The organism is Citrobacter youngae (assembly GCF_003818115.1).
Lineage (GTDB): Bacteria > Pseudomonadota > Gammaproteobacteria > Enterobacterales > Enterobacteriaceae > Citrobacter > Citrobacter youngae.
Genome location: NZ_RPOI01000016.1, coordinates 406,462 through 426,235, shown reverse-complemented (window position 1 = coordinate 426,235; position 19,774 = coordinate 406,462). Strand labels below are relative to the sequence as shown.

Genomic DNA, 19,774 nt, shown 5'->3' with positions numbered 1-19,774 from the left:
TGCCGCTATTATCCTTCATATTCATCGAGAAGTTGTTCAACCAGCTTTCTGTTCTTCACACCCGTCGTGGCCCCTACGCTCAAAACCGATATGGCTGCCGTTGCGTTAGCAAACAGCGCGCACTCACGCAGTGTTTTGCCTTCAAGCAGCGCGGAAATAAATCCCGAGGCGAAATTGTCTCCCGCGCCGATAGTGTCGATGGCGGTAATTCCCGAAACGGCTGGAACCTCGATTTTCATATCGACACGCTTGATAAAGCAGCCTCTCTTGCCGGTCTTAATCACGACGGTTTTCACGCCACAGTTCAGAAAACTGTCGGCAATGTCATCCAGCGTCTCTTTCCCGGTGAGCAGTTTTGCCTCTTCAAAATTGGGAAACAGATAATCCACGTAGCTCAGCGCTTCACGGATATCGTCCAGCGTTTCATTCAGTCGTGGTTTAATCATATCCGCGCAGATAATTAACCGATGCGCTTTCGCCTGAGTGAAAATTGCCGTCAGTGCATCGCCGTCCAGTAACGGGCTATTAAAAATACTCGCCAGCGACAGCAGCTTTGCTTGAGAGAAACGGTCAAAATCAACATCGCTGATATTCAGCTTCCACAGGCTGCCGTTACGGTTAGTCACAAAAGTACGCTCGCCATCGGCGGTGACTAATCCCACGTTAATAGATGTATCAATTGCGGCATCCTGCTTCAGGCTCTGAATATCTATATTCTCCCGACGACAGTGGTCGAGAATAAAATGACCTGCTGCATCAGCCCCAACCCGGCTCATTAACGCTGTACGATGACCGAGACGAGAAATAATTGTCGCTTCGTTAATTGCGTCACCGCCGGTTGTCATCGCTATTCGTTCTAACGGATAAGAGTCAACATCAAAGATATTTTTACTCACAGGCTGTAAAGGAATATCAACAATAGCAGCCCCTATACAAATAACCTCGATATTATCCATGTTGTCATTCCGCTTTACCGTCTGAACCAAACAATTTGATTTTCTCCAGCGCGCGCGCTTTTACGGCTTTACGTACTTCACGTTCAACGTGCAGGAACGGCTGGTCCTGGTTCTCCTGCACTGCCACCATCGCAGCCTGGCACAGTTCGGTGTGAATGTTGATTTTAGAGATACCTAATGAAATGGCTTTTTTGATATCCGCATCGCTGATACCCGACGCACCATGCAGTACCAGTGGAACGGATACGGCTTCGCGCACGCGTTTAACCACGTCGAAATTCAGTTTCGGTTCGGAGGTGTAGACGCCGTGCTGGTTACCAATCGCCACCGCCAGTGAGTCACAGCCGGTACGCTCGACAAATTCCGCCGCCTGGTTCGGATCGGTATAGTGATAACCCGCCAGTGCTTCTTCGTACACCGTTTCATTGCCCACATGGCCCAGTTCAGCTTCGACCGGAATACCCAGTGGATGGAAAAAATCCACGGCCTCTTTTGTCAGACGAATATTCTCTTCGAAATCAAAGGCAGAGGCATCACGCATCAGCGAATTCATGCCATGAGTCCAGGCGTTATGGATAATCTCCATGCTGCGGCCGTGATCCCAGTGGGTAATAACTGGAACCGAGGCCTTTTTAGCCATTGAAACCATCATGTACGAAAAATCTTCGAACGAGGTATTCCCCACAAAACCAGTACCGAAGGAGATAATCACCGGCGATTTCGACTCTTCCGCCGCATCAATCACCCCCATTAGCATTTCTGCATTCCACACGTTAAAGTGAGCAATCGCATAATGTTTATTTTGGGCATCATTTTCCCAATATTTAATATCTGCCAGCATAGTTATTTCTCCCTTTGCGATAAATTAATGATTTACTTTAATTACGCCTTTAATAATTTCGCTTTTGTTATTAACGGATTCATCAAACGCGCGCTGAACATCTGCATAATCGTAAATATGCGTCACCATCGATTTCACATCGAACCGACCGGAGGAGATGGCTTCAATAGTAACCGGATAACGGTTGGCGTAACGGAAAACGGTCTGAATAGACACTTCACGGTTAATTTTTAGGAAATTAATTGCGGAATCACCAGGTACTGTACCGACGATCATTATTTTCCCGCCGCGCATCACCAGATACGGCGCCTGCTTAACAGTGATCGCTGAACCGGCGGTTTCGAAAACAATGTCCGCGCCCATATCACCAGAGAACTGCTGGCAGCGGACAATAGTGTCCTCTTTTGCACCGTTGATAACCGTTGTCGCCCCGAGCTGTTCGGCCATCGCCAGACGTTTTTCCAGCACATCAACCACCGCGATCTCGGTTGCGCCCAAACATTTACACGCTTGCAGAGTCATTAAACCAATACACCCCGCCCCCAGAATGACGATTTTCTTACCCGGTTTAACGTCTGCCAGCATTGCAGCATGCATACCCACCGCCGCAGGTTCCACCAACGCACCTTCCAGGGTGTCCATGTTATCGGGCAATTTGTAGGTGAAACTCTCTGGATGACACAGATAGTGGGTTAGCGCGCCGCGATAGTTGGGTTGCGTAGCCATAAAATCGACGTCAGGGCAGATGTTGTATTTCCCTTCCAGGCAGTAGCGGCAGTGACCACACGGTACACCGGGTTCAATATTCACCCGATCACCCGGTTTAAATTTGGTTACACGGTTCCCTACCGCCACCACCGTACCGGCGCATTCATGCCCCAGACCAATTTCCTGATGAGGATCTTTCGGCGGAATAAAAGGACCTGATTCAAATCCATGAACATCTGAACCGCAAATGCCAACGTATTCAACTTTGATCAGCACTTCATGCTCATTGGGCACCGGAATATCGGCGGCGATGATTTTCATCGTGCCCGGCGTTTTTAATATCGCTTTCGAGTTTTTCATTTTATTTCCCGTCAATATTATTTGCTGGTGACTGCATCAATCCCGAGACTTTCGACAGAGACGCCTTTGGTTTCAATTCCGATGGTAGCAATAGCAATGGCGACAATAATGGAGACCGCACCTAGCAGTACAAACACCCCTGTCACGCCGTAACCATTAAGTAATACTGCGACTGCATAAGGTGCGGCGATACCACTGACACGCCCGACCGCGTTGGCCAGTCCCGAACCGCGAAGTTTCGCTTCGGTTGGCCATATTTCCGGAACATAGACAGCGGAGGCATAACAAACATACATATAAACAAAGGTAATCAGGAAAAAACCGATTAATGTAATTAACAGCATACTGGTTTGCAGCGAATAGATATAACCCAGTACAGCAATTAACACTAATAACCCCACACCCATTGTTTTTCTCGGAATTTTATCCATGACCAGCATGGCGATAAAAATCCCAAACGGCGCACCGAACATGCTCATGGTATTTAAGACAATGGAGTCTTTCAGATTAATACCCTGAGTCATAAATATTGTCGGTAGCCAGTTAATTAAGGTGTACTGAACGACGTTCATGGCAATCAGAACAAAAGAACCCAAAATAACCCGCTTCAGCAATACACCTGTTAATAAGGCGGAGTACGGTACAGAACGCGGTTGTTTGCCATCATCCTTTATCACGACTGGCGGCAGTGGCTTACCGGTCTGTCGAATGACACCTTCTTCAATTGCCCGCATCACCTTTTCGGCTTCCTGGTAGCGCCCGCGAGACTCCAGCCAGCGAGGCGACTCGGGGAAACTGCGCCAGGCAATAACAGTAGCTATGAGCGACAGCACCGCTGGAATCAACAGCTGTACGCGCCAGTTCCATTCTGCGCTGATAAGTGGCGTCAGCCCCATCGCAATCAGCGAACAGAGCGGGTAAGACCAGTTGCCGATAAACGAGACCCGACTCGACCATGTACCACGATTTCTGCCAGGCATATATTCGGTAAACCCGGCAAATAAGGTGACCAGCAGCGCGCCTAATCCAACTCCCATTACAAAACGGCAGGCGATCAGAAAGTTCATATTGGGTGAAAACGCACCCACGATCATAGAAATAATATGAATCGCTTCATACAGAATAAATGCGTTTTTACGCCCGATTTTATCGCCAATAATTCCCCCGCCGAGCGCACCGAGAAACATTCCAGCCGTCGTAATGGCAGAGAATGTGGCGGTGGTGGAATTATCAGTCCAGCCAAGTTCTTTTAACTGCGCGAGAATTAATCCGCCGACGGCATTACTCCAGCAAACCAGTAATCCGAAGGCAACCATGGCAAACATTGACGTATGCCAGCGACAGTCAGGCAGCCTGTCCAACCTCGCGCCGCAGTGCGGTTTTGCTATTTGTTCCATCCGGGAACCTTCCTTTAATAAATGGAGTTATTCATCAAAGTCGTAGGTCATGATGACCTTAATCGCAGTCTTATCGACCATCGCGTCAAAACCTTCTCGCCATTGCGATAAGCCGATACGGTGAGTGATCATCGGTTTGACTTTTATCGCACCGCTAGCGAGCAGGCGAATAGCATTGCGCCAGGAAGTGGAATCGTAGGCCATATGACCAATGATGCTTTTATTCCACGCAGTGATGTCGTTAATAGAAAAATCGAGAGGTTTAAAGCCCATGCCCACGCGAACGACTTCACCATTCGGGCGCAACATTTCGATCGATTGTTTAAGGGCGATATTGGCGCCGGAGCATTCGATAACCAGTCCCAGGTTGTCTTTACCGCAGATTTCCTGGCAGCGCGCAACCACATCTTCGGTCGAACCGTTGACGACAGCCGTGGCCCCCATTTCTTTGGCTATCGGGAAACGCACTGCGACATCGTCTTCCAGCCCGACCATCACGATATTAACGGCCCCCATAATGCGCGCCATTTGTACCGAAAAAAGTCCCAGCGGGCCGGTACCAAAAACCACTACATCCTGACCCGGAAGAAATTTGGATTGCTGAGCGATAGATTTGTAGGCATTGCAGATGGGGTCGAGTACAGCCGCCTCTTCATAATCAACGCCTGTTGGGATTTCCCACAGCGCATGACGGTGAATTTTGAGGATCTCCCCAGGAACCAGACAATATTTCGAAAACCCACCTCCCCAGGTATTGTTATCCAGACCTAAATTCACTTTTTCTGTACAACAAAGAAAATCACCTTGTTCGCAAGCCGGACAAACGCCACAGACGTGCCCGCTGTTGTCAGAAACCACTCGCTGACCGATTTTCCAGTCCTTAACTTTGTCGCCAACGCGGACAATTTTACCGGCGAACTCATGGCCGCGGATGGAGTTAAATTGATCAGATCCGCTATCAACATTGTAGTGTTTCATGTCCGCGCCGCAGATAGCCGCCGCTTTGATTTCAATCACTACGTCATCCGGGCCGCATACCGGTTCCGGGACATCAATCATTTTGTAGCCGCCAAAGGCCTTGCCAAATCTTGCCAGTGCTTTCATTGAATTTTCCTTTGTGTTTAGTTTTGCATCACCTGGCATCATACTTATCCATATAATTTTTGAGGTCAACACAAAATCTTTAAAACACAGATTATGATCTGCATTTCACAACTTAGATCACAAATAAGTGCCAGATTGAATCGAAAGCCAACGGCACATTGCAGCCGCTTGGCTAAAATGCCGTGAACCCCTTCGCATTTTTTCTGTTATGAAACTGTTAACCTGCAAGTGCTGTTTTTTTCGCCACGCCATTTCCGTGGCGTGTTTGCTTGTTTAAATGTCAAAGAGGAACACCGATGAAACTTTTGCCTTTGTTGGCAGCATTACCCCTGCTCTGCGCGAGCGTTGTTTCCGCCAGTTCGCTGATGTCTGTTGGCTACTTCAATGGCGGTGGTGACGTCACCGCGGGTCCTGGTGGCGATATCAATAAACTGGATGTTCGCCAGATAACCCATCTCAACTATTCATTTGGCCTTGTCTATAACAATGAAAAAGACGAGACCAATGACGCCTTAAAAGATGCCAGCAAGCTCCATCAAATTTGGCTTTCACAGAAAGTGCAGGATGATTTGCTGAAAATTCCACAGCTGCGTAAACAGAATCCGAACCTGAAAGTTCTGCTTTCCGTCGGCGGCTGGGGCGCACGCGGATTCTCTGGGGCTGCCGCAACGAAAGAATCGCGCGCGGTGTTTATTCAGTCTGCGCAGGAGATAATTGCGAAATATGGACTGGATGGCATCGACCTTGACTGGGAATATCCGGTCAACGGCGCCTGGGGACTGGTTGAAAGCCAGCCAGCCGACCGCGCGAACTTTACCGCGCTGTTAACAGAGCTGCGTGCCGCGTTGGGTCATAAAAAACTGCTAACCATCGCCGTGGGTGCGAATGCGGAAAGTCCGAAAAGCTGGGTGGATGTGAAAGCCATTGCGCCATCGCTCGATTACATCAACCTGATGACCTATGACATGGCCTACGGTACTCAGTATTTCAACTCGAATCTGTACGATTCGACACAGTGGCCAACGGTCGCCGCAGCGGATAGGTACAGCGCCAATTTTGTCGTCGACAACTACCTTGCCGCTGGTCTAAAAGCGAGTCAGATGAACCTGGGCATCGGTTTTTATGGACGCGTACCAAAACGCGCCGTTGAGCCAGGTATTGACTGGAGCAAACCTGACGCGCAGAAAAATCCTGTTACCCAGCCCTATTTCGAGCCTGCGCAAATTGAGTTGTTCAAATCACTGGGCGTCGATCTGAGCAAAGATACCTATGTGAAGTACAACGATATTGTGGCGAAGTTGATCAACGATCCGCAAAAACGCTTTAGCCAACATTGGGATGATGAAGCAAAAGTGCCGTGGCTCTCGGTGCAGTCTGCAGATGGAAAAGCACTTTTTGCCCTCTCTTATGAAAACCCGCGCTCGGTAGCGATCAAGGCTGACTACATCAAGAGCAAAGGATTGGGAGGTGCCATGTTCTGGGAATACGGTGCAGATGACCAAAACCAGTTGGCGAAGCAGTTAGCCGATTCGTTAGGCATCAAACACTGATCCCAACGCCTGACACAATAGGTTATGATTAGCCCATTCTGCTGCGCCAGCCTTTGGCGCAGCTCTTCATTTTCTACTGGAGGCATGCGCTTTTATGGCTTTTATCCCTAAAAATTACGCCCGTCTGGAAGTCGGATACCGGGAAAAGGCGCTAAAGCTCTTCCCCTGGGTTTGTGGACGTTGTTCCCGTGAGTTCGTGTATTCAAATTTGCGCGAGCTGACGGTACATCACATCGATCACGATCACTCCAATAACCCGGAAGATGGCAGCAACTGGGAGATGTTGTGCCTGTACTGTCACGATCATGAGCATTCGAAATACACTGAGGTGGATCAGTATGGTTCCACTGTAGTGGCGGGGGAAGATGCGCAGAAAGACGTCGGCGAGGCGAAATACAATCCGTTTGCCGATCTGAAGGCGATGATGAACAAGAAATAACATCAACTGCGGGCCCGACACCGATGTTTGCCGGGCCAGGTTAATCAGGATTTAAACGTCGCAATCGGTTCGGGCGTAATCCCAAATTCCATTTTTAGCTGCTGCTTACTCTTCATCACCATCTCACCATTGGTATCGATCGTCATATGCTGTGCGTCAATATTGTTTCGCGCTTGCCATAACATCACCAGCTGTAAGCTGTTCTCTTTTTGTTCTGCCGTTAGTGCCACGCCATCCGGCCATTTTCCGAGTTCAACGGCAGTCGATAAGCGCTGATAAACTTCCGGCGTCATGCTGTTGATCATCTCATCAAGATTCATGTTAAATCCACTCTGCGTAGAATAATTTGCTGAATCGTTTCTTTAGCCCTTGGTTTGCTCGCCGTTTTCACCATCGGTGAAGTTCAAAGACGCTGAGTTAACGCAGTAACGTTCACCGGTAGGTTTCGGACCATCCGGAAAAACGTGTCCGAGGTGCGCATCACAGTTACCACAGCGAATTTCAATGCGCTGCATACCATGTGAAGTATCTTTTATGTAACGGATAGCCTCTTCACTGACGGGCTCGTAAAAGCTGGGCCAGCCGCAGCCAGAGTCATATTTTGTCTCGGAACGAAATAGCGGTTTGTCGCAGATCAGACAGTGGTAGATGCCGTCACGCTTGTTATGCAGCAAACGCCCGGTAAATGGCGGTTCTGTCCCGTGATTCTGCGTCACGTAGAACTGCATTTCGGTTAAATTTTTTTTCAGTTCTTCTGGAGAAGGTTGATTAGCCATTTGCTCACATCTCACTTTATCTAAACTCACATTGCGAGACAGATTCTAACAAAACATTAACACCGGAGTGCGAACTTTTGTTCTAAACTTGATCCTTGCGAAATGGCAGCCTGCAATTCGTGATAAGAATCACGTTTTTATCTTAATTGCCCTTTAAAATTCGGGCCGCCGACCCCATGTGGTTTCAAGCCCAAAGGAAGAGTGAGGCGAGTCAGTTGCGCAAAGCTTAGGCAGCAGATTGATTTGTCGCAATGATTGACACGATTCCGCTTGACGCTGCGTAAGGTTTTTGTAATTTTACAGGCAACCTTTTATTCACTAACAAATAGCTGGTGGAATATATGACTATCAAAGTAGGTATCAACGGTTTTGGCCGTATCGGTCGCATTGTTTTCCGTGCTGCTCAAGAACGCTCTGACATCGAGATCGTTGCAATCAACGGCCTGTTAGACGCTGACTACATGGCTTACATGCTGAAATATGACTCCACTCACGGCCGTTTCAACGGTACCGTTGAAGTGAAAGACGGTCATCTGATCGTAAACGGTAAAAAAATCCGTGTTACCGCTGAACGTGATCCGGCTAACCTGAAATGGGACGAAGTTGGTGTTGACGTAGTTGCTGAAGCTACTGGCCTGTTCCTGACAGACGAAACTGCTCGTAAGCACATCACTGCTGGCGCGAAAAAAGTGGTTCTGACTGGTCCGTCCAAAGATAACACGCCGATGTTTGTTAAAGGCGCAAACTTTGACAAATATGAAGGTCAGGACATCGTTTCTAACGCTTCCTGCACCACTAACTGCCTGGCTCCGCTGGCTAAAGTTATCAACGACAACTTCGGCATCATCGAAGGTCTGATGACGACTGTTCACGCGACCACCGCTACTCAGAAAACCGTTGATGGCCCGTCTCACAAAGACTGGCGCGGCGGCCGCGGCGCATCCCAGAACATCATCCCGTCCTCTACCGGTGCTGCTAAAGCTGTAGGTAAAGTACTGCCAGAACTGAACGGCAAACTGACCGGTATGGCGTTCCGCGTTCCTACCCCGAACGTATCCGTTGTTGACCTGACCGTTCGTCTGGAAAAAGCTGCTTCTTATGAAGAAATTAAGAAAGCAATCAAAGCTGCTTCCGAAGGCCCGATGAAAGGCGTTCTGGGTTACACCGAAGACGACGTCGTATCTACCGATTTCAACGGTGAAGTTTGCACTTCCGTGTTCGATGCTAAAGCTGGTATCGCACTGAACGACAACTTCGTGAAACTGGTATCCTGGTACGACAACGAAACCGGCTACTCCAACAAAGTTCTGGACCTGATTGCTCACATCTCCAAATAAGTTGAGATGAGTATCTGATCCAAAAAGGCGACTTCGGTCGCCTTTTTTTATGACCAAAATATTTATATACCAAGGATTGCATCATGATTAACAAAATTTTCGCTCTCCCGGTCATTGAACAGCTTACCCCTGTCCTCTCCCGCCGTCAGCTTGATGAACTTGAGGTTCTTGTTATCGATCACCCACAGGTTAAAGCTTCTTTCGCGCTACAGGGCGCACATCTTCTTTCCTGGAAACCAAACGGCGAAGAGGAAGTCCTGTGGCTCAGTAACAATACCCCGTTCAAAACAGGCGTAGCGCTGCGTGGCGGCGTCCCCATTTGCTGGCCGTGGTTTGGCCCGGCGGCTCAACAGGGTTTGCCTTCGCATGGTTTTGCCCGTAACCTGCCATGGACGCTGAAAGCGCATAACGAAGACGACAATGGCGTGGTGTTGACGTTTGAACTGCAGAGCAACGCTGAAACGCGTCAGCTATGGCCACACGACTTTACCCTGCTTGCCCGCTTTAAGGTCGGTGCTACCTGTGAAATCGAACTGGAAGCCCACGGTGAGTTTGAAACCACCTCCGCACTGCATACCTACTTCAACGTGGGTGATATTGCCGCAGTGAAAGTCAGTGGTCTTGGCGATCGCCTGATCGATAAAGTGAACGATGCGAAAGAAGATGTGCTGGCTGACGGCATTCAGACCTTCCCGGACCGCACCGATCGTGTCTATCTGAATCCGGAAGCGTGCAGCGTGATTCATGATGATGCGTTGAATCGCAATATCGATGTCGTGCACCACCACCATCTGAACGTTGTCGGCTGGAACCCGGGTCCGGCGCTGTCCATTAGCATGGGCGACATGCCGGATGACGGTTACAAAACGTTTGTTTGTGTAGAAACGGCTTACGCGACCGCTCCGCAGAAAACCACCGAAGAAAAACCATCTCGCCTCGCGCAGACTATTCGTGTGGCTAAACGCTAAGACAACTCTGCGCATCATGCCGGATGCGGCTGACGCCTTATCCGGCCTACAAACCGCTCGTAGCCGTAGGCCTGATAAGCGCAGCGCCATCAGGCAAATCAGGCCATATCCAGCGCCGTTTTACCTTTTGGCGCCGGATATGCCTCATCTAACAACTTCAGTTCATCAACCGAGAGCGTGATATTCAGCGCGGCGGCATTTTGTTCGACATGCGCTACGCTTGCCGCTTTTGGAATCGCGATCACGCCCGGTTGACGAATAACCCACGCCAGCAAGATCTGGGCGGTACTGGCATCGTGTGCACGTGCAATGTCGCTAATCACCGAATGAGTGAGCAGACCACGGCGCAACCGTCCCGCCTGGGCCAGCGGACTGTATGCCATGACCGGCATCTGCTGCTGCTGACACCACGGCAGCAAGTCATATTCAATGCCGCGCGACGCTAAATGATATAGCACCTGGTTAGTGGCGCATTGTCGTCCACCTGCAACCTGCCATAGCGCCTGCATCTCGTCATAATCGAGATTCGAAACACCCCACCGACGAATTTTCCCCTGAGCGATGAGTTTTTCCATGGCGCTGACGGTTTCTTCATAAGTAAAGTCCCCCGTCCAGTGCAGCAAATAGAGATCCAGATAGTCGGTTTTCAGCCGGCGCAGACTGCCTTCACAGGCAGCAATCGCTTTCTGGCCTCCGGCATTCCACGGATAAACTTTTGAAACCAAAAATGCACCATCGCGCCGTCCCGCTAAGGCTTCGCCAACAATCTCTTCTGCTGCACCATCAGCATACATTTCTGCCGTATCAATCAGACGCAGCCCCAGATCCAGGCCAGCCTGCAACGTCGAGACTTCATCACGACGACGGCAGGGGTTCTCCCCCATGTTCCATGTTCCCTGCCCAATAGCAGGAAGTGATACCTGTTTTGTAAACATCACTTGTTTTACTGTCATAGTTCCCCCTGAGCACATGCACCACAGTAAAGCAAAACATGGGTGATGTGTCCTGTGATGGTGCACAAATTGCACCATCCTCGTTTGGAGGGCTCGTCGTTAATCAGACACAATAAAAAACCCGGGAACAGTATTTATTTCCGGGCTCAGACAGATAACTTGTTAGCTGTACAGAGATTATTTTAAACGGCCTAAATATTTACCTTCTTTCATGGCGTTTATTTTTCCGTTCTTATACACAATAACCGAAGTCAGGCCTGCACTGTAAGTTTGCGCATCTGCATTATTTTCATCATTGGCTGCCGGGCTACCATTAATGTAGGCAATGCCATCGGTACCACGTTTAAAATCAACCCCCAGTTTATTCACATGTATAGATTTTACCATACTGGCGTTAACCGGAACATTCGCTTCACTAACCATGGTTTTATGATCATGTTGCAACTGACGACGGTAAGCCTCGCTAATAGCATGAGCAGGGACAACAGTTGATGCCACCAGCGCAGCGGTAATAATTAATTTATTCATGAGTAAAACCTTAATATTTATTGTGATTATGATGATGGCTGGAATTACAGTCATTTGTGATGTACAGGTTCTGTGCATTTTCCATAGCCTGTTTTTCCGCTGCAGCATTGATTGTAGCCTGACGATTCTGCTCAACAACGTAGCATGCATCCCGACTGACGCCCTTGTTCTCACAGTCATTCATGCGAGAGGCCTCGGTAGAACAACCCGCCAGAACCCCACCCATCACAGCTATCATGATTAATTTTTTCATTATCTATACCAGGTTTATTCTCAAAAACCTTCATCGCAGATTATATTTCTGCAAGAAAGAATTACGCTCACTATTTTCAAAGTTTGAGTAATATCTGCAATAGAATATTTAATGTCAATTTTAATTTTTTCAGATAATTACCTAAAGAATGTAAAATAAAATTAAACGTTTTGTTTTTTAGTTTTCACATGAAAGATGACTTTCATGGTTAAATTAAACGATAAAAATAGTTATCAGATATTTTCAACACGTTTTGCAAGGTTAATTGAGATCCAGGAGTAATAACAAAACAGTGCATTTTCAGTATATTGCCGTAGTAGATTTTGTTAGTCGCTAACGATGATTGGTTCTGCGACACCTGTATTTCTTACGCTGTAAGAAAATCGATATCAGACTAATTAAATAATACGTTCCTTTTTGGTAACTACACCAGGTAAAACACGTTAATTATTCGTTGCAGCATCGCATAAGGCAGAATCAGCAGAAATCGTGAATTCTCATGCTTGAGATCAACATTCATTCCCGTCAGGCATAAAAAAGCCCGCATAACGCGGGCTCATGTTCAGCATTGGAAATGCATCAGAACTTATAGGTGATACCCGTTGAGATCAGACCCGTCCAGGATTTGTCTACCATCGGGCTGTCTGTCACTTCATCAGACAAACGGGTGTAACGCGCAGTACCGTACACGCTCCAGTCGCCTAAGAAATTATAGTTGGCGCTGAGTTCAAGGTACGGATTCCAGCTGCTTTCAGGATCGTAGCTGCGTAAACCACTGCGGGACGATTCGTGGCGCGATACACCGTAGTAGTACTGGTTCTGGTTTTCACTGTTCCACTCAACACCAATCCCCGGTGTCAGCGTCAGGCCCCCGTTGGTATAACGGTACAGCCATGCCAGATCCCATACGATACCATTACTGTTATCCAGTGCGTCTCCCGCGAGGCTGGTACGCAGGAAACCATATTGTGTGTTATGCACGTAAGAAAGCCCGGCCATCATGGTGCTCTTGCGCTTATCGAGATTGCGCAGACGGCTATCGTCGCTGTCGCCCGGCTTGAAGTACAGTGGCGACCAGTACGCCATCACAGATAATTTATCTGTATTGTCATTCCACAGGTAGTAACCGCCGCCCAGACCACGGAACCAGAAGTTGTCGCTTTCATAGGTCACAACAGGGACCGGGTAAACGTCACTATCGTAGTTTTTGTAAGGGTGTTCAACCACACCAACGCCTGCGCCCAGCGTCAGGTTGCTTTCTGCTTGCGCGACGCTCGCGGACGTGGCAATAAGCACGCCAAGTGCCAGAAGTTTGAGTTTGGTCACAATCCATAATTCCTTATTCAAATGTTTAGCGACGAAAGTGTAACCGCCAATACGCTTCAGCCCAACTATTTTACGTATTACCTGCCCAATGTAACCCCCTAATTTCTCAACGAGTGATGACATTTTGCTTGCAGTACGGTGAACACCACATGAATTCAGCCCCATTTCTTTACATAACATGTGCTTTTTTTGCTGATGAGTTATTGATATGCCATTGAAATTCATTTGCGCGTACAGGCAAGTTTTGCAAATGCCATCTACGCTTAAATTTAGAAGGTGTATCACCGAATACGTTGATCTCCTGACCATCGAAATGGCATGAGAGTTGCTTATTTCTTCAGCAGCGACGTCGTTCAGTTTACCTCTTCAGGGGCCTCTACTATTCATATGAACGGCTCTTAACATGTGCTAAAAAACGAAAGGACGGCATACCATGAATATATTCGATCACTATCGCCAGCGTTATGAAGCTGCCAAGGACGAAGAGTTCACGCTGCAGGAGTTTCTTACCACTTGTCGGCAAGATCGCAGTGCTTATGCCAACGCGGCAGAGCGGCTATTAATGGCTATTGGTGAGCCTGTCATGGTTGACACTGCCCACGAACCTCGACTTTCTCGACTCTTTTCGAATCGGGTGATTGCACGTTATCCCGCTTTTGAAGAGTTTTACGGCATGGAAGACGCGATTGAACAGATTGTTTCTTATCTGAAACATGCGGCTCAGGGGCTGGAAGAGAAGAAGCAGATCCTCTATCTGCTGGGGCCTGTGGGAGGCGGGAAATCATCGCTTGCAGAGCGACTGAAATCGCTGATGCAAAGAGTGCCCATTTATGTCCTCAGCGCCAATGGTGAACGTAGCCCGGTTAACGATCATCCGTTATGCCTGTTTAATCCGCAGGAAGATGCACAGATCCTGGAAAAAGAGTATGGGGTCCCGCGTCGCTATCTCGGTACAATCATGTCGCCGTGGGCTGCGAAGCGTTTGCATGATTTCGGCGGGGACATCACTAAATTCCGCGTCGTCAAAGTCTGGCCGTCTATTCTCGAGCAAATCGCCATCGCTAAAACGGAGCCTGGTGATGAAAACAACCAGGATATTTCTGCGCTGGTCGGGAAAGTGGATATTCGTAAACTCGAACACCACGCCCAGAACGATCCTGATGCCTACGGTTATTCGGGCGCACTATGCCGCTCAAACCAGGGGATTATGGAGTTCGTTGAGATGTTTAAAGCACCGATTAAAGTGCTGCATCCTCTGCTGACCGCCACCCAAGAAGGAAACTACAACGGGACAGAAGGTATCTCCGCCCTGCCGTTTAACGGGATTATTCTTGCCCACTCGAACGAATCTGAATGGGTAACGTTCCGTAATAACAAAAACAATGAGGCGTTCCTTGACCGTGTTTACATCGTCAAAGTGCCTTATTGCCTGCGGATCTCTGAAGAGATCAAAATTTACGAAAAACTGCTTAACCACAGTGAGCTGACCCATGCGCCTTGCGCACCGGGCACGTTGGAAACGCTCTCTCGCTTTACCATTCTTTCTCGCCTGAAAGAACCTGAGAACTCGAGCATTTACTCGAAGATGCGCGTTTACGATGGCGAAAGCCTGAAAGATACCGATCCAAAAGCGAAATCCTATCAGGAGTATCGGGATTACGCCGGGGTTGATGAGGGAATGAACGGTCTGTCCACGCGTTTCGCGTTTAAGATCCTCTCTCGCGTCTTTAACTTTGACCATGCCGAAGTGGCAGCTAACCCGGTTCATCTGTTCTACGTACTGGAGCAGCAAATCGAGCGTGAACAGTTCCCGCAGGAGCAAGCTGAGCGTTATCTTGAGTTCCTGAAAGGCTATCTGATCCCGAAATATGCTGAATTCATCGGCAAGGAGATCCAGACAGCTTATCTCGAATCCTATTCCGAATACGGACAGAACATTTTCGACCGTTATGTCACTTATGCGGATTTCTGGATTCAGGATCAGGAGTATCGCGATCCAGATACCGGTCAGCTGTTTGATCGCGAGTCACTGAACTCAGAACTGGAGAAAATTGAAAAGCCGGCGGGTATCAGCAACCCGAAAGATTTCCGTAACGAGATCGTCAACTTTGTTCTGCGTGCCAGAGCGAATAACAGCGGTCGCAATCCAAACTGGACCAGTTACGAAAAACTGCGCACGGTTATTGAGAAGAAAATGTTCTCGAATACCGAAGAGTTGCTGCCGGTCATTTCGTTTAACGCTAAAACCTCGACTGACGAGCAGAAAAAGCACGACGATTTTGTCGACCGTATGATGGAAAAAGGCTATACGCGTAAACAGGTACGTTTACTGTGCGAATGGTATTTGCGCGTACGTAAATCGTCTTAACATAAGTGCCCGGTGGTGCATGCGCTTACCGGGCTTGCAAAATAATGTTCCGTAGGCCGGATAGCGCCAGCGCCATCCGGCACTTACAGACATGGCGAACAGTTGGCAGTACGGGGGGCATATGACCTGGTTTATTGACCGGCGTCTTAACGGCAAGAACAAGAGCACGGTAAATCGCCAACGCTTCTTGCGCCGTTATAAATCGCAAATTAAACAGTCGATCTCCGAGGCCATTAACAAGCGTTCGGTGACCGATGTAGATAGCGGCGAATCTGTCTCTATTCCGACCGATGATATTAGCGAACCGATGTTTCATCAGGGGCGCGGTGGCCTGCGTCATCGCGTGCATCCAGGTAATGATCATTTTGTACAGAATGACCGTATCGAACGTCCGCAGGGGGGCGGCGGCGGTTCAGGTAGCGGACAAGGCCAGGCCAGTCAGGATGGCGAGGGTCAGGATGAGTTCGTCTTTCAGATATCTAAAGATGAATATCTTGATCTGCTGTTCGAAGATTTAGCGCTGCCTAACCTGAAGCAGAATCAGCAACGTCAGTTAACGGAGTTTAAAACGCACCGTGCAGGATTTACCTCCAACGGTGTGCCCGCCAATATCAGCGTGGTGCGCTCCTTGCAAAACTCACTGGCGCGTCGCACAGCAATGACGGCGGGTAAACGTCGTGAACTGCATGCGCTTGAGGCCGATCTGGAAACCATCGCCAAAAGTGAACCCGCGCAGTTGCTGGAAGAGGAACGGTTACGCAAAGAGATTGCCGAACTACGGGCAAAAATTGAACGCGTACCGTTTATCGACACCTTTGATTTACGCTACAAAAATTATGAGAAACGACCCGATCCTTCCAGCCAGGCGGTGATGTTCTGTCTGATGGACGTCTCCGGCTCAATGGATCAGTCGACTAAAGATATGGCAAAACGTTTTTATATCCTGCTGTATCTGTTCCTGAGTCGCACTTACAAAAACGTGGAGGTTGTCTATATTCGCCATCATACTCAGGCGAAAGAGGTTGATGAACACGAGTTCTTCTACTCTCAGGAAACGGGGGGAACCATAGTTTCCAGCGCCCTGAAGTTAATGGATGAAGTGGTAAAAGATCGCTACAACCCTGCCCAGTGGAATATCTATGCCGCTCAGGCATCGGATGGCGATAACTGGGCAGATGATTCACCACTATGTCATGAAATCCTGGCGAAAAAACTGCTGCCGGTGGTGAGATATTACAGCTATATCGAAATCACTCGCCGTGCGCACCAGACCTTGTGGCGTGAATACGAACATCTGCAATCAACGTTTGATAACTTTGCGATGCAGCATATTCGCGATCAGGATGATATTTACCCGGTATTCCGCGAACTGTTCCATAAGCAAAGTACGACCAGCAATAATTAGCCTAAACAAATCAGTCAGCGCGTATATGTGCTGACTGATTTTATAAATAGTGCCCCATCCTGTTTTTATTTTACCTTAACAGAGCAGCAGGCAATGTAGTTTAGCTGATGACGTTGCGAACGGAAGAAGCGAAACATTTTCAGGAACCGACGGCGATTTTCGTAAGTGCGTAAACCGTTAAACATAATTTTAATCGCCCCAGTAACTCCCTCATCACGAATTAATCCTCCTGGCGACATCAGCGACATAGCGCCATTCTGCTGCATGACCTGTTCAAAACCGCAGTTGAGAAATAACTCACGCCAGCCTTGTCTGGTCATCGGACTCACGTTTGATTTCACCACCTCCACAAGCTTGCCCTGCTCGCTCGCGTCCAGTCTTTGAGTGGTGAACATAATGTCGTGGGTTAACAGACGACCGCCGGGTTTCAACACGCGATAATATTCGGCAATTAATTTCGCCTTCGCTTTATCGGCATACATTGTCAGCATGGCCTCGTTAATCACCACATCGAAGCTGTTATCCGCAAAAGGAAGGGTACTGGCATTCGCAGCCATCACATGAATGTGATTTTCCAGCCCATTTGCTGCCACATTATTTCTGGCATTTGATAGCGCGGTTTTATCCATATCGATAGCGTAGACCGTACAACCAAAGCGTTGCGCTATCTCTATCGCCGTGGTGGCCATATTACAGGCCACTTCCAGCACCTGGCTGTCGGGCGCCAGCTGTGACTGGCTGAACAACCACTCTGTTGCTTCAATGCCCCCCGGACGCAGACGGGTTTTGCCCAGGCTGGCTAAGAACGTATGGCCCGCTTTTTCAGTCGTGCTCATCTGCCTGTCTCCTTTTCTATAAGTTGCATTATAAATACAACATTAAGAGTTAAAGGTGAAGAGTACGAATGTTTTTTATTACAAAATGTCCTTCCGCGTAGCGTTAGAGAGGAGCTATACCGTGTGATAGACTGAAGTATCAGACTTACAGGGCTGTAAATCATTATGAAATTGCATCATAAAGCGCTCAGGCTCTTTATCTCCGTTAGCGTAATTGTTTTGACGTCTTCTTTTTTGGTTTATGAGCTCATTGCCAGCGATAAAGCGATGAATGCGTACATGCGCTATATCAATGAGAAAGCCGACTCATCGTTTCTTTATGATAAGTATACTAATCAAAGTATTGCCGCCCATCTGATGCGCACATTTTCATCCCCTCAGGAACCCGCGTCTGTCGAACAACAAAAAGCACTTTGCAACGCTTTCGACAGCGTTAACGGCACTCATGGACTCAATCTCACAGAGCATAACTACCCGCCATTGCACGGGACGCTGCAAACCACCTCAACGAAATGTAGCGAACAACTTGAAGACATATTCCTGCTGCCCTCTTTTGATAAGGCGGTAAACGCTAATCGTGAGCAGAAAGATTACGGTCAGGGATTAGGTACTCTGGAGTATAAATTCCGATATTACGTCGACCTCAAAAATAACTACGTCTATTTCTATGACCGAATCGACTCGCGCCAATTTGCGATACATAACTGGACGTTTTTGCAAAAAGGCACCCTGGGCATCGACCAGAATGATATTGACGGTATTTTCACGGGGCGTACGGTGATCTCCAGTATTTATCTGGATAACCTGACCGGGAAAAAGGTGATGAGCTTTTTAACGCCGGTCTACTCTACCGGTAAGTTAAAAGGTGTAGTAATGGTGGATATCAACAAAGAGAATTTAAAGAATATCTTTTATACCAGCGACCGGCCTCTGGTATGGCGCTATCTTAACGTTACGCTCTCGGATACCAGCTCCGGTAAAGAGATTCTCGTTCACCAAAGTGAGACTAACCTGTTTCACTATGTTCACTACGAGAAGGACATTCCAGGCGGCATACGCATCACCTTAACGCTTGATTTAATGTACTTTATTGTCTCATCCTGGAAAATCTTCGCTTTCTATCTGCTGGCAACAATTTTGCTGTTGAATTTGGTCAGAACGCATTTTCGCTTGTATCACAACGTCACGCGCGAAAATATCAGTGACGCCATGACCGGACTCTACAATCGGAAAGTTTTAACCCCGACGCTCGAACAACGTTTGCAGCAGTTGGTCAATACGGGCACTCTCGTCACCTTTATCGCCATCGACTGCGATAAACTGAAAGTCATCAATGATACGTTAGGGCATAAAGAAGGTGATCGGATTATCACTCATCTGGCCAAAGCCATTCAAAGTTCCATTCGCAAAAGCGACTACGCCATCCGCCTCGGCGGCGATGAGTTTTGTATCATCCTCATCGACCATCCCAGTGATTTAACGCCCCGCCTGCTGGAGAGAATTCGCTATAACTTACAAATTATTGCGCATGATATATCCATCAGCTTCTCCGCCGGGGTTTATAATATGCAGCCGAACGACACTATTGATGATGCTTACAAAGCATCTGATGCACAGCTCTATCTGAATAAACAGAAAAAACGCGCCGGTGCGTGATTATTTTTCTGCA

19 protein-coding genes are annotated in these 19,774 nt (G+C 48.2%); 7 read left to right on the top strand and 12 right to left on the bottom strand.

Annotation, left to right across the window (positions count from 1 at the left end):
- Positions 1-8: 8 nt before the first annotated feature.
- The 5 genes from EHN13_RS15170 to EHN13_RS15150 are packed head-to-tail and all read right to left on the bottom strand — an operon-like array spanning position 9 to position 5,366.
- Positions 9-956: a carbohydrate kinase family protein gene (locus tag EHN13_RS15170; protein WP_048211913.1), complete on the bottom strand. Its 948-nt coding sequence runs from the start codon at positions 954-956 to the stop codon at positions 9-11.
- A gap of 4 nt (positions 957-960) precedes the next feature.
- The gene (locus tag EHN13_RS15165) at positions 961-1,797 is read right to left on the bottom strand and encodes a ketose-bisphosphate aldolase (RefSeq protein ID WP_124021670.1); all 837 of its coding nucleotides are present in this window, start codon (positions 1,795-1,797) and stop codon (positions 961-963) included.
- A 24-nt stretch (positions 1,798-1,821) separates the two neighbouring features.
- Positions 1,822-2,865 carry an NAD(P)-dependent alcohol dehydrogenase gene (locus tag EHN13_RS15160; protein ID WP_101741741.1) on the bottom strand — a complete coding sequence of 348 codons (1,044 nt, stop codon included), beginning with the start codon at positions 2,863-2,865 and terminating at the stop codon, positions 1,822-1,824.
- Positions 2,866-2,882: 17 nt separating this feature from the next.
- Positions 2,883-4,262, bottom strand: coding sequence for an MFS transporter (locus EHN13_RS15155; protein WP_124021669.1), 1,380 nt, complete (start codon positions 4,260-4,262; stop codon positions 2,883-2,885).
- A gap of 27 nt (positions 4,263-4,289) precedes the next feature.
- Positions 4,290-5,366, bottom strand: coding sequence for a zinc-binding dehydrogenase (locus EHN13_RS15150; RefSeq protein ID WP_101741742.1), 1,077 nt, complete (start codon positions 5,364-5,366; stop codon positions 4,290-4,292).
- Positions 5,367-5,662: 296 nt separating this feature from the next.
- On the opposite strand from EHN13_RS15150, the gene chiD reads away from it, so the two are divergent.
- Both chiD and yajD read left to right on the top strand, forming a co-directional pair.
- A complete protein-coding gene (chiD, locus tag EHN13_RS15145) occupies positions 5,663-6,916 on the top strand; it encodes a chitinase ChiD (protein WP_116360183.1) in 1,254 nt (417 codons plus the stop codon).
- A 94-nt stretch (positions 6,917-7,010) separates the two neighbouring features.
- The gene (yajD, locus tag EHN13_RS15140; protein ID WP_003030690.1) at positions 7,011-7,355 is read left to right on the top strand and encodes an HNH nuclease YajD; all 345 of its coding nucleotides are present in this window, start codon (positions 7,011-7,013) and stop codon (positions 7,353-7,355) included.
- 44 nt (positions 7,356-7,399) lie between these two features.
- Here the strand turns inward: yajD and EHN13_RS15135 are convergent, their stop codons facing one another.
- Together EHN13_RS15135 and msrB are read right to left on the bottom strand one after the other, a co-directional pair.
- The gene (locus tag EHN13_RS15135) at positions 7,400-7,675 is read right to left on the bottom strand and encodes a YeaC family protein (RefSeq protein ID WP_048211919.1); all 276 of its coding nucleotides are present in this window, start codon (positions 7,673-7,675) and stop codon (positions 7,400-7,402) included.
- A gap of 42 nt (positions 7,676-7,717) precedes the next feature.
- Positions 7,718-8,131, bottom strand: a complete 414-nt coding sequence (msrB, locus tag EHN13_RS15130; protein WP_061067757.1) for a peptide-methionine (R)-S-oxide reductase MsrB — start codon at positions 8,129-8,131, stop codon at positions 7,718-7,720.
- A gap of 341 nt (positions 8,132-8,472) precedes the next feature.
- On the opposite strand from msrB, the gene gapA reads away from it, so the two are divergent.
- The gene (gene gapA / locus EHN13_RS15125) at positions 8,473-9,468 is read left to right on the top strand and encodes a glyceraldehyde-3-phosphate dehydrogenase (protein ID WP_124021668.1); all 996 of its coding nucleotides are present in this window, start codon (positions 8,473-8,475) and stop codon (positions 9,466-9,468) included.
- An 83-nt stretch (positions 9,469-9,551) separates the two neighbouring features.
- On the top strand, positions 9,552-10,436 hold the full coding sequence (locus EHN13_RS15120; RefSeq protein ID WP_124021667.1) for a D-hexose-6-phosphate mutarotase: 885 nt from the start codon (positions 9,552-9,554) through the stop codon (positions 10,434-10,436).
- A 98-nt stretch (positions 10,437-10,534) separates the two neighbouring features.
- On the opposite strand, the gene EHN13_RS15110 is transcribed toward EHN13_RS15120, so the two are convergent.
- The 4 genes from EHN13_RS15110 to EHN13_RS15095 form a co-directional block, all read right to left on the bottom strand.
- On the bottom strand, positions 10,535-11,389 hold the full coding sequence (locus tag EHN13_RS15110) for an aldo/keto reductase (protein ID WP_124021666.1): 855 nt from the start codon (positions 11,387-11,389) through the stop codon (positions 10,535-10,537).
- Positions 11,390-11,566: 177 nt separating this feature from the next.
- Positions 11,567-11,917 (bottom strand): hypothetical protein, encoded by a 351-nt coding sequence (locus EHN13_RS15105; protein WP_124021665.1) that lies wholly within the window; start codon positions 11,915-11,917, stop codon positions 11,567-11,569.
- A 10-nt stretch (positions 11,918-11,927) separates the two neighbouring features.
- Positions 11,928-12,170, bottom strand: a complete 243-nt coding sequence (locus EHN13_RS15100) for a hypothetical protein (protein WP_124021664.1) — start codon at positions 12,168-12,170, stop codon at positions 11,928-11,930.
- A 579-nt stretch (positions 12,171-12,749) separates the two neighbouring features.
- Positions 12,750-13,496, bottom strand: coding sequence for a MipA/OmpV family protein (locus EHN13_RS15095; protein WP_048212595.1), 747 nt, complete (start codon positions 13,494-13,496; stop codon positions 12,750-12,752).
- Positions 13,497-13,929: 433 nt separating this feature from the next.
- Here EHN13_RS15095 and yeaG point away from each other — a divergent pair, with 433 nt between their 5' ends.
- Both yeaG and EHN13_RS15080 read left to right on the top strand, forming a co-directional pair.
- On the top strand, positions 13,930-15,864 hold the full coding sequence (gene yeaG, locus EHN13_RS15090) for a protein kinase YeaG (protein WP_005120355.1): 1,935 nt from the start codon (positions 13,930-13,932) through the stop codon (positions 15,862-15,864).
- Positions 15,865-15,985: 121 nt separating this feature from the next.
- Positions 15,986-17,269, top strand: coding sequence for a YeaH/YhbH family protein (locus tag EHN13_RS15080; protein ID WP_048211926.1), 1,284 nt, complete (start codon positions 15,986-15,988; stop codon positions 17,267-17,269).
- 65 nt (positions 17,270-17,334) lie between these two features.
- Here EHN13_RS15080 and EHN13_RS15075 read toward each other — a convergent pair whose 3' ends face one another.
- The gene (locus EHN13_RS15075; RefSeq protein ID WP_115643511.1) at positions 17,335-18,105 is read right to left on the bottom strand and encodes a class I SAM-dependent methyltransferase; all 771 of its coding nucleotides are present in this window, start codon (positions 18,103-18,105) and stop codon (positions 17,335-17,337) included.
- Between the two features lie 165 nt (positions 18,106-18,270).
- Between EHN13_RS15075 and dgcJ the strand changes: the two genes are divergently transcribed.
- Positions 18,271-19,761 (top strand): diguanylate cyclase DgcJ, encoded by a 1,491-nt coding sequence (dgcJ, locus tag EHN13_RS15070; RefSeq protein ID WP_048211928.1) that lies wholly within the window; start codon positions 18,271-18,273, stop codon positions 19,759-19,761.
- Positions 19,762-19,774: the final 13 nt, after the last annotated feature.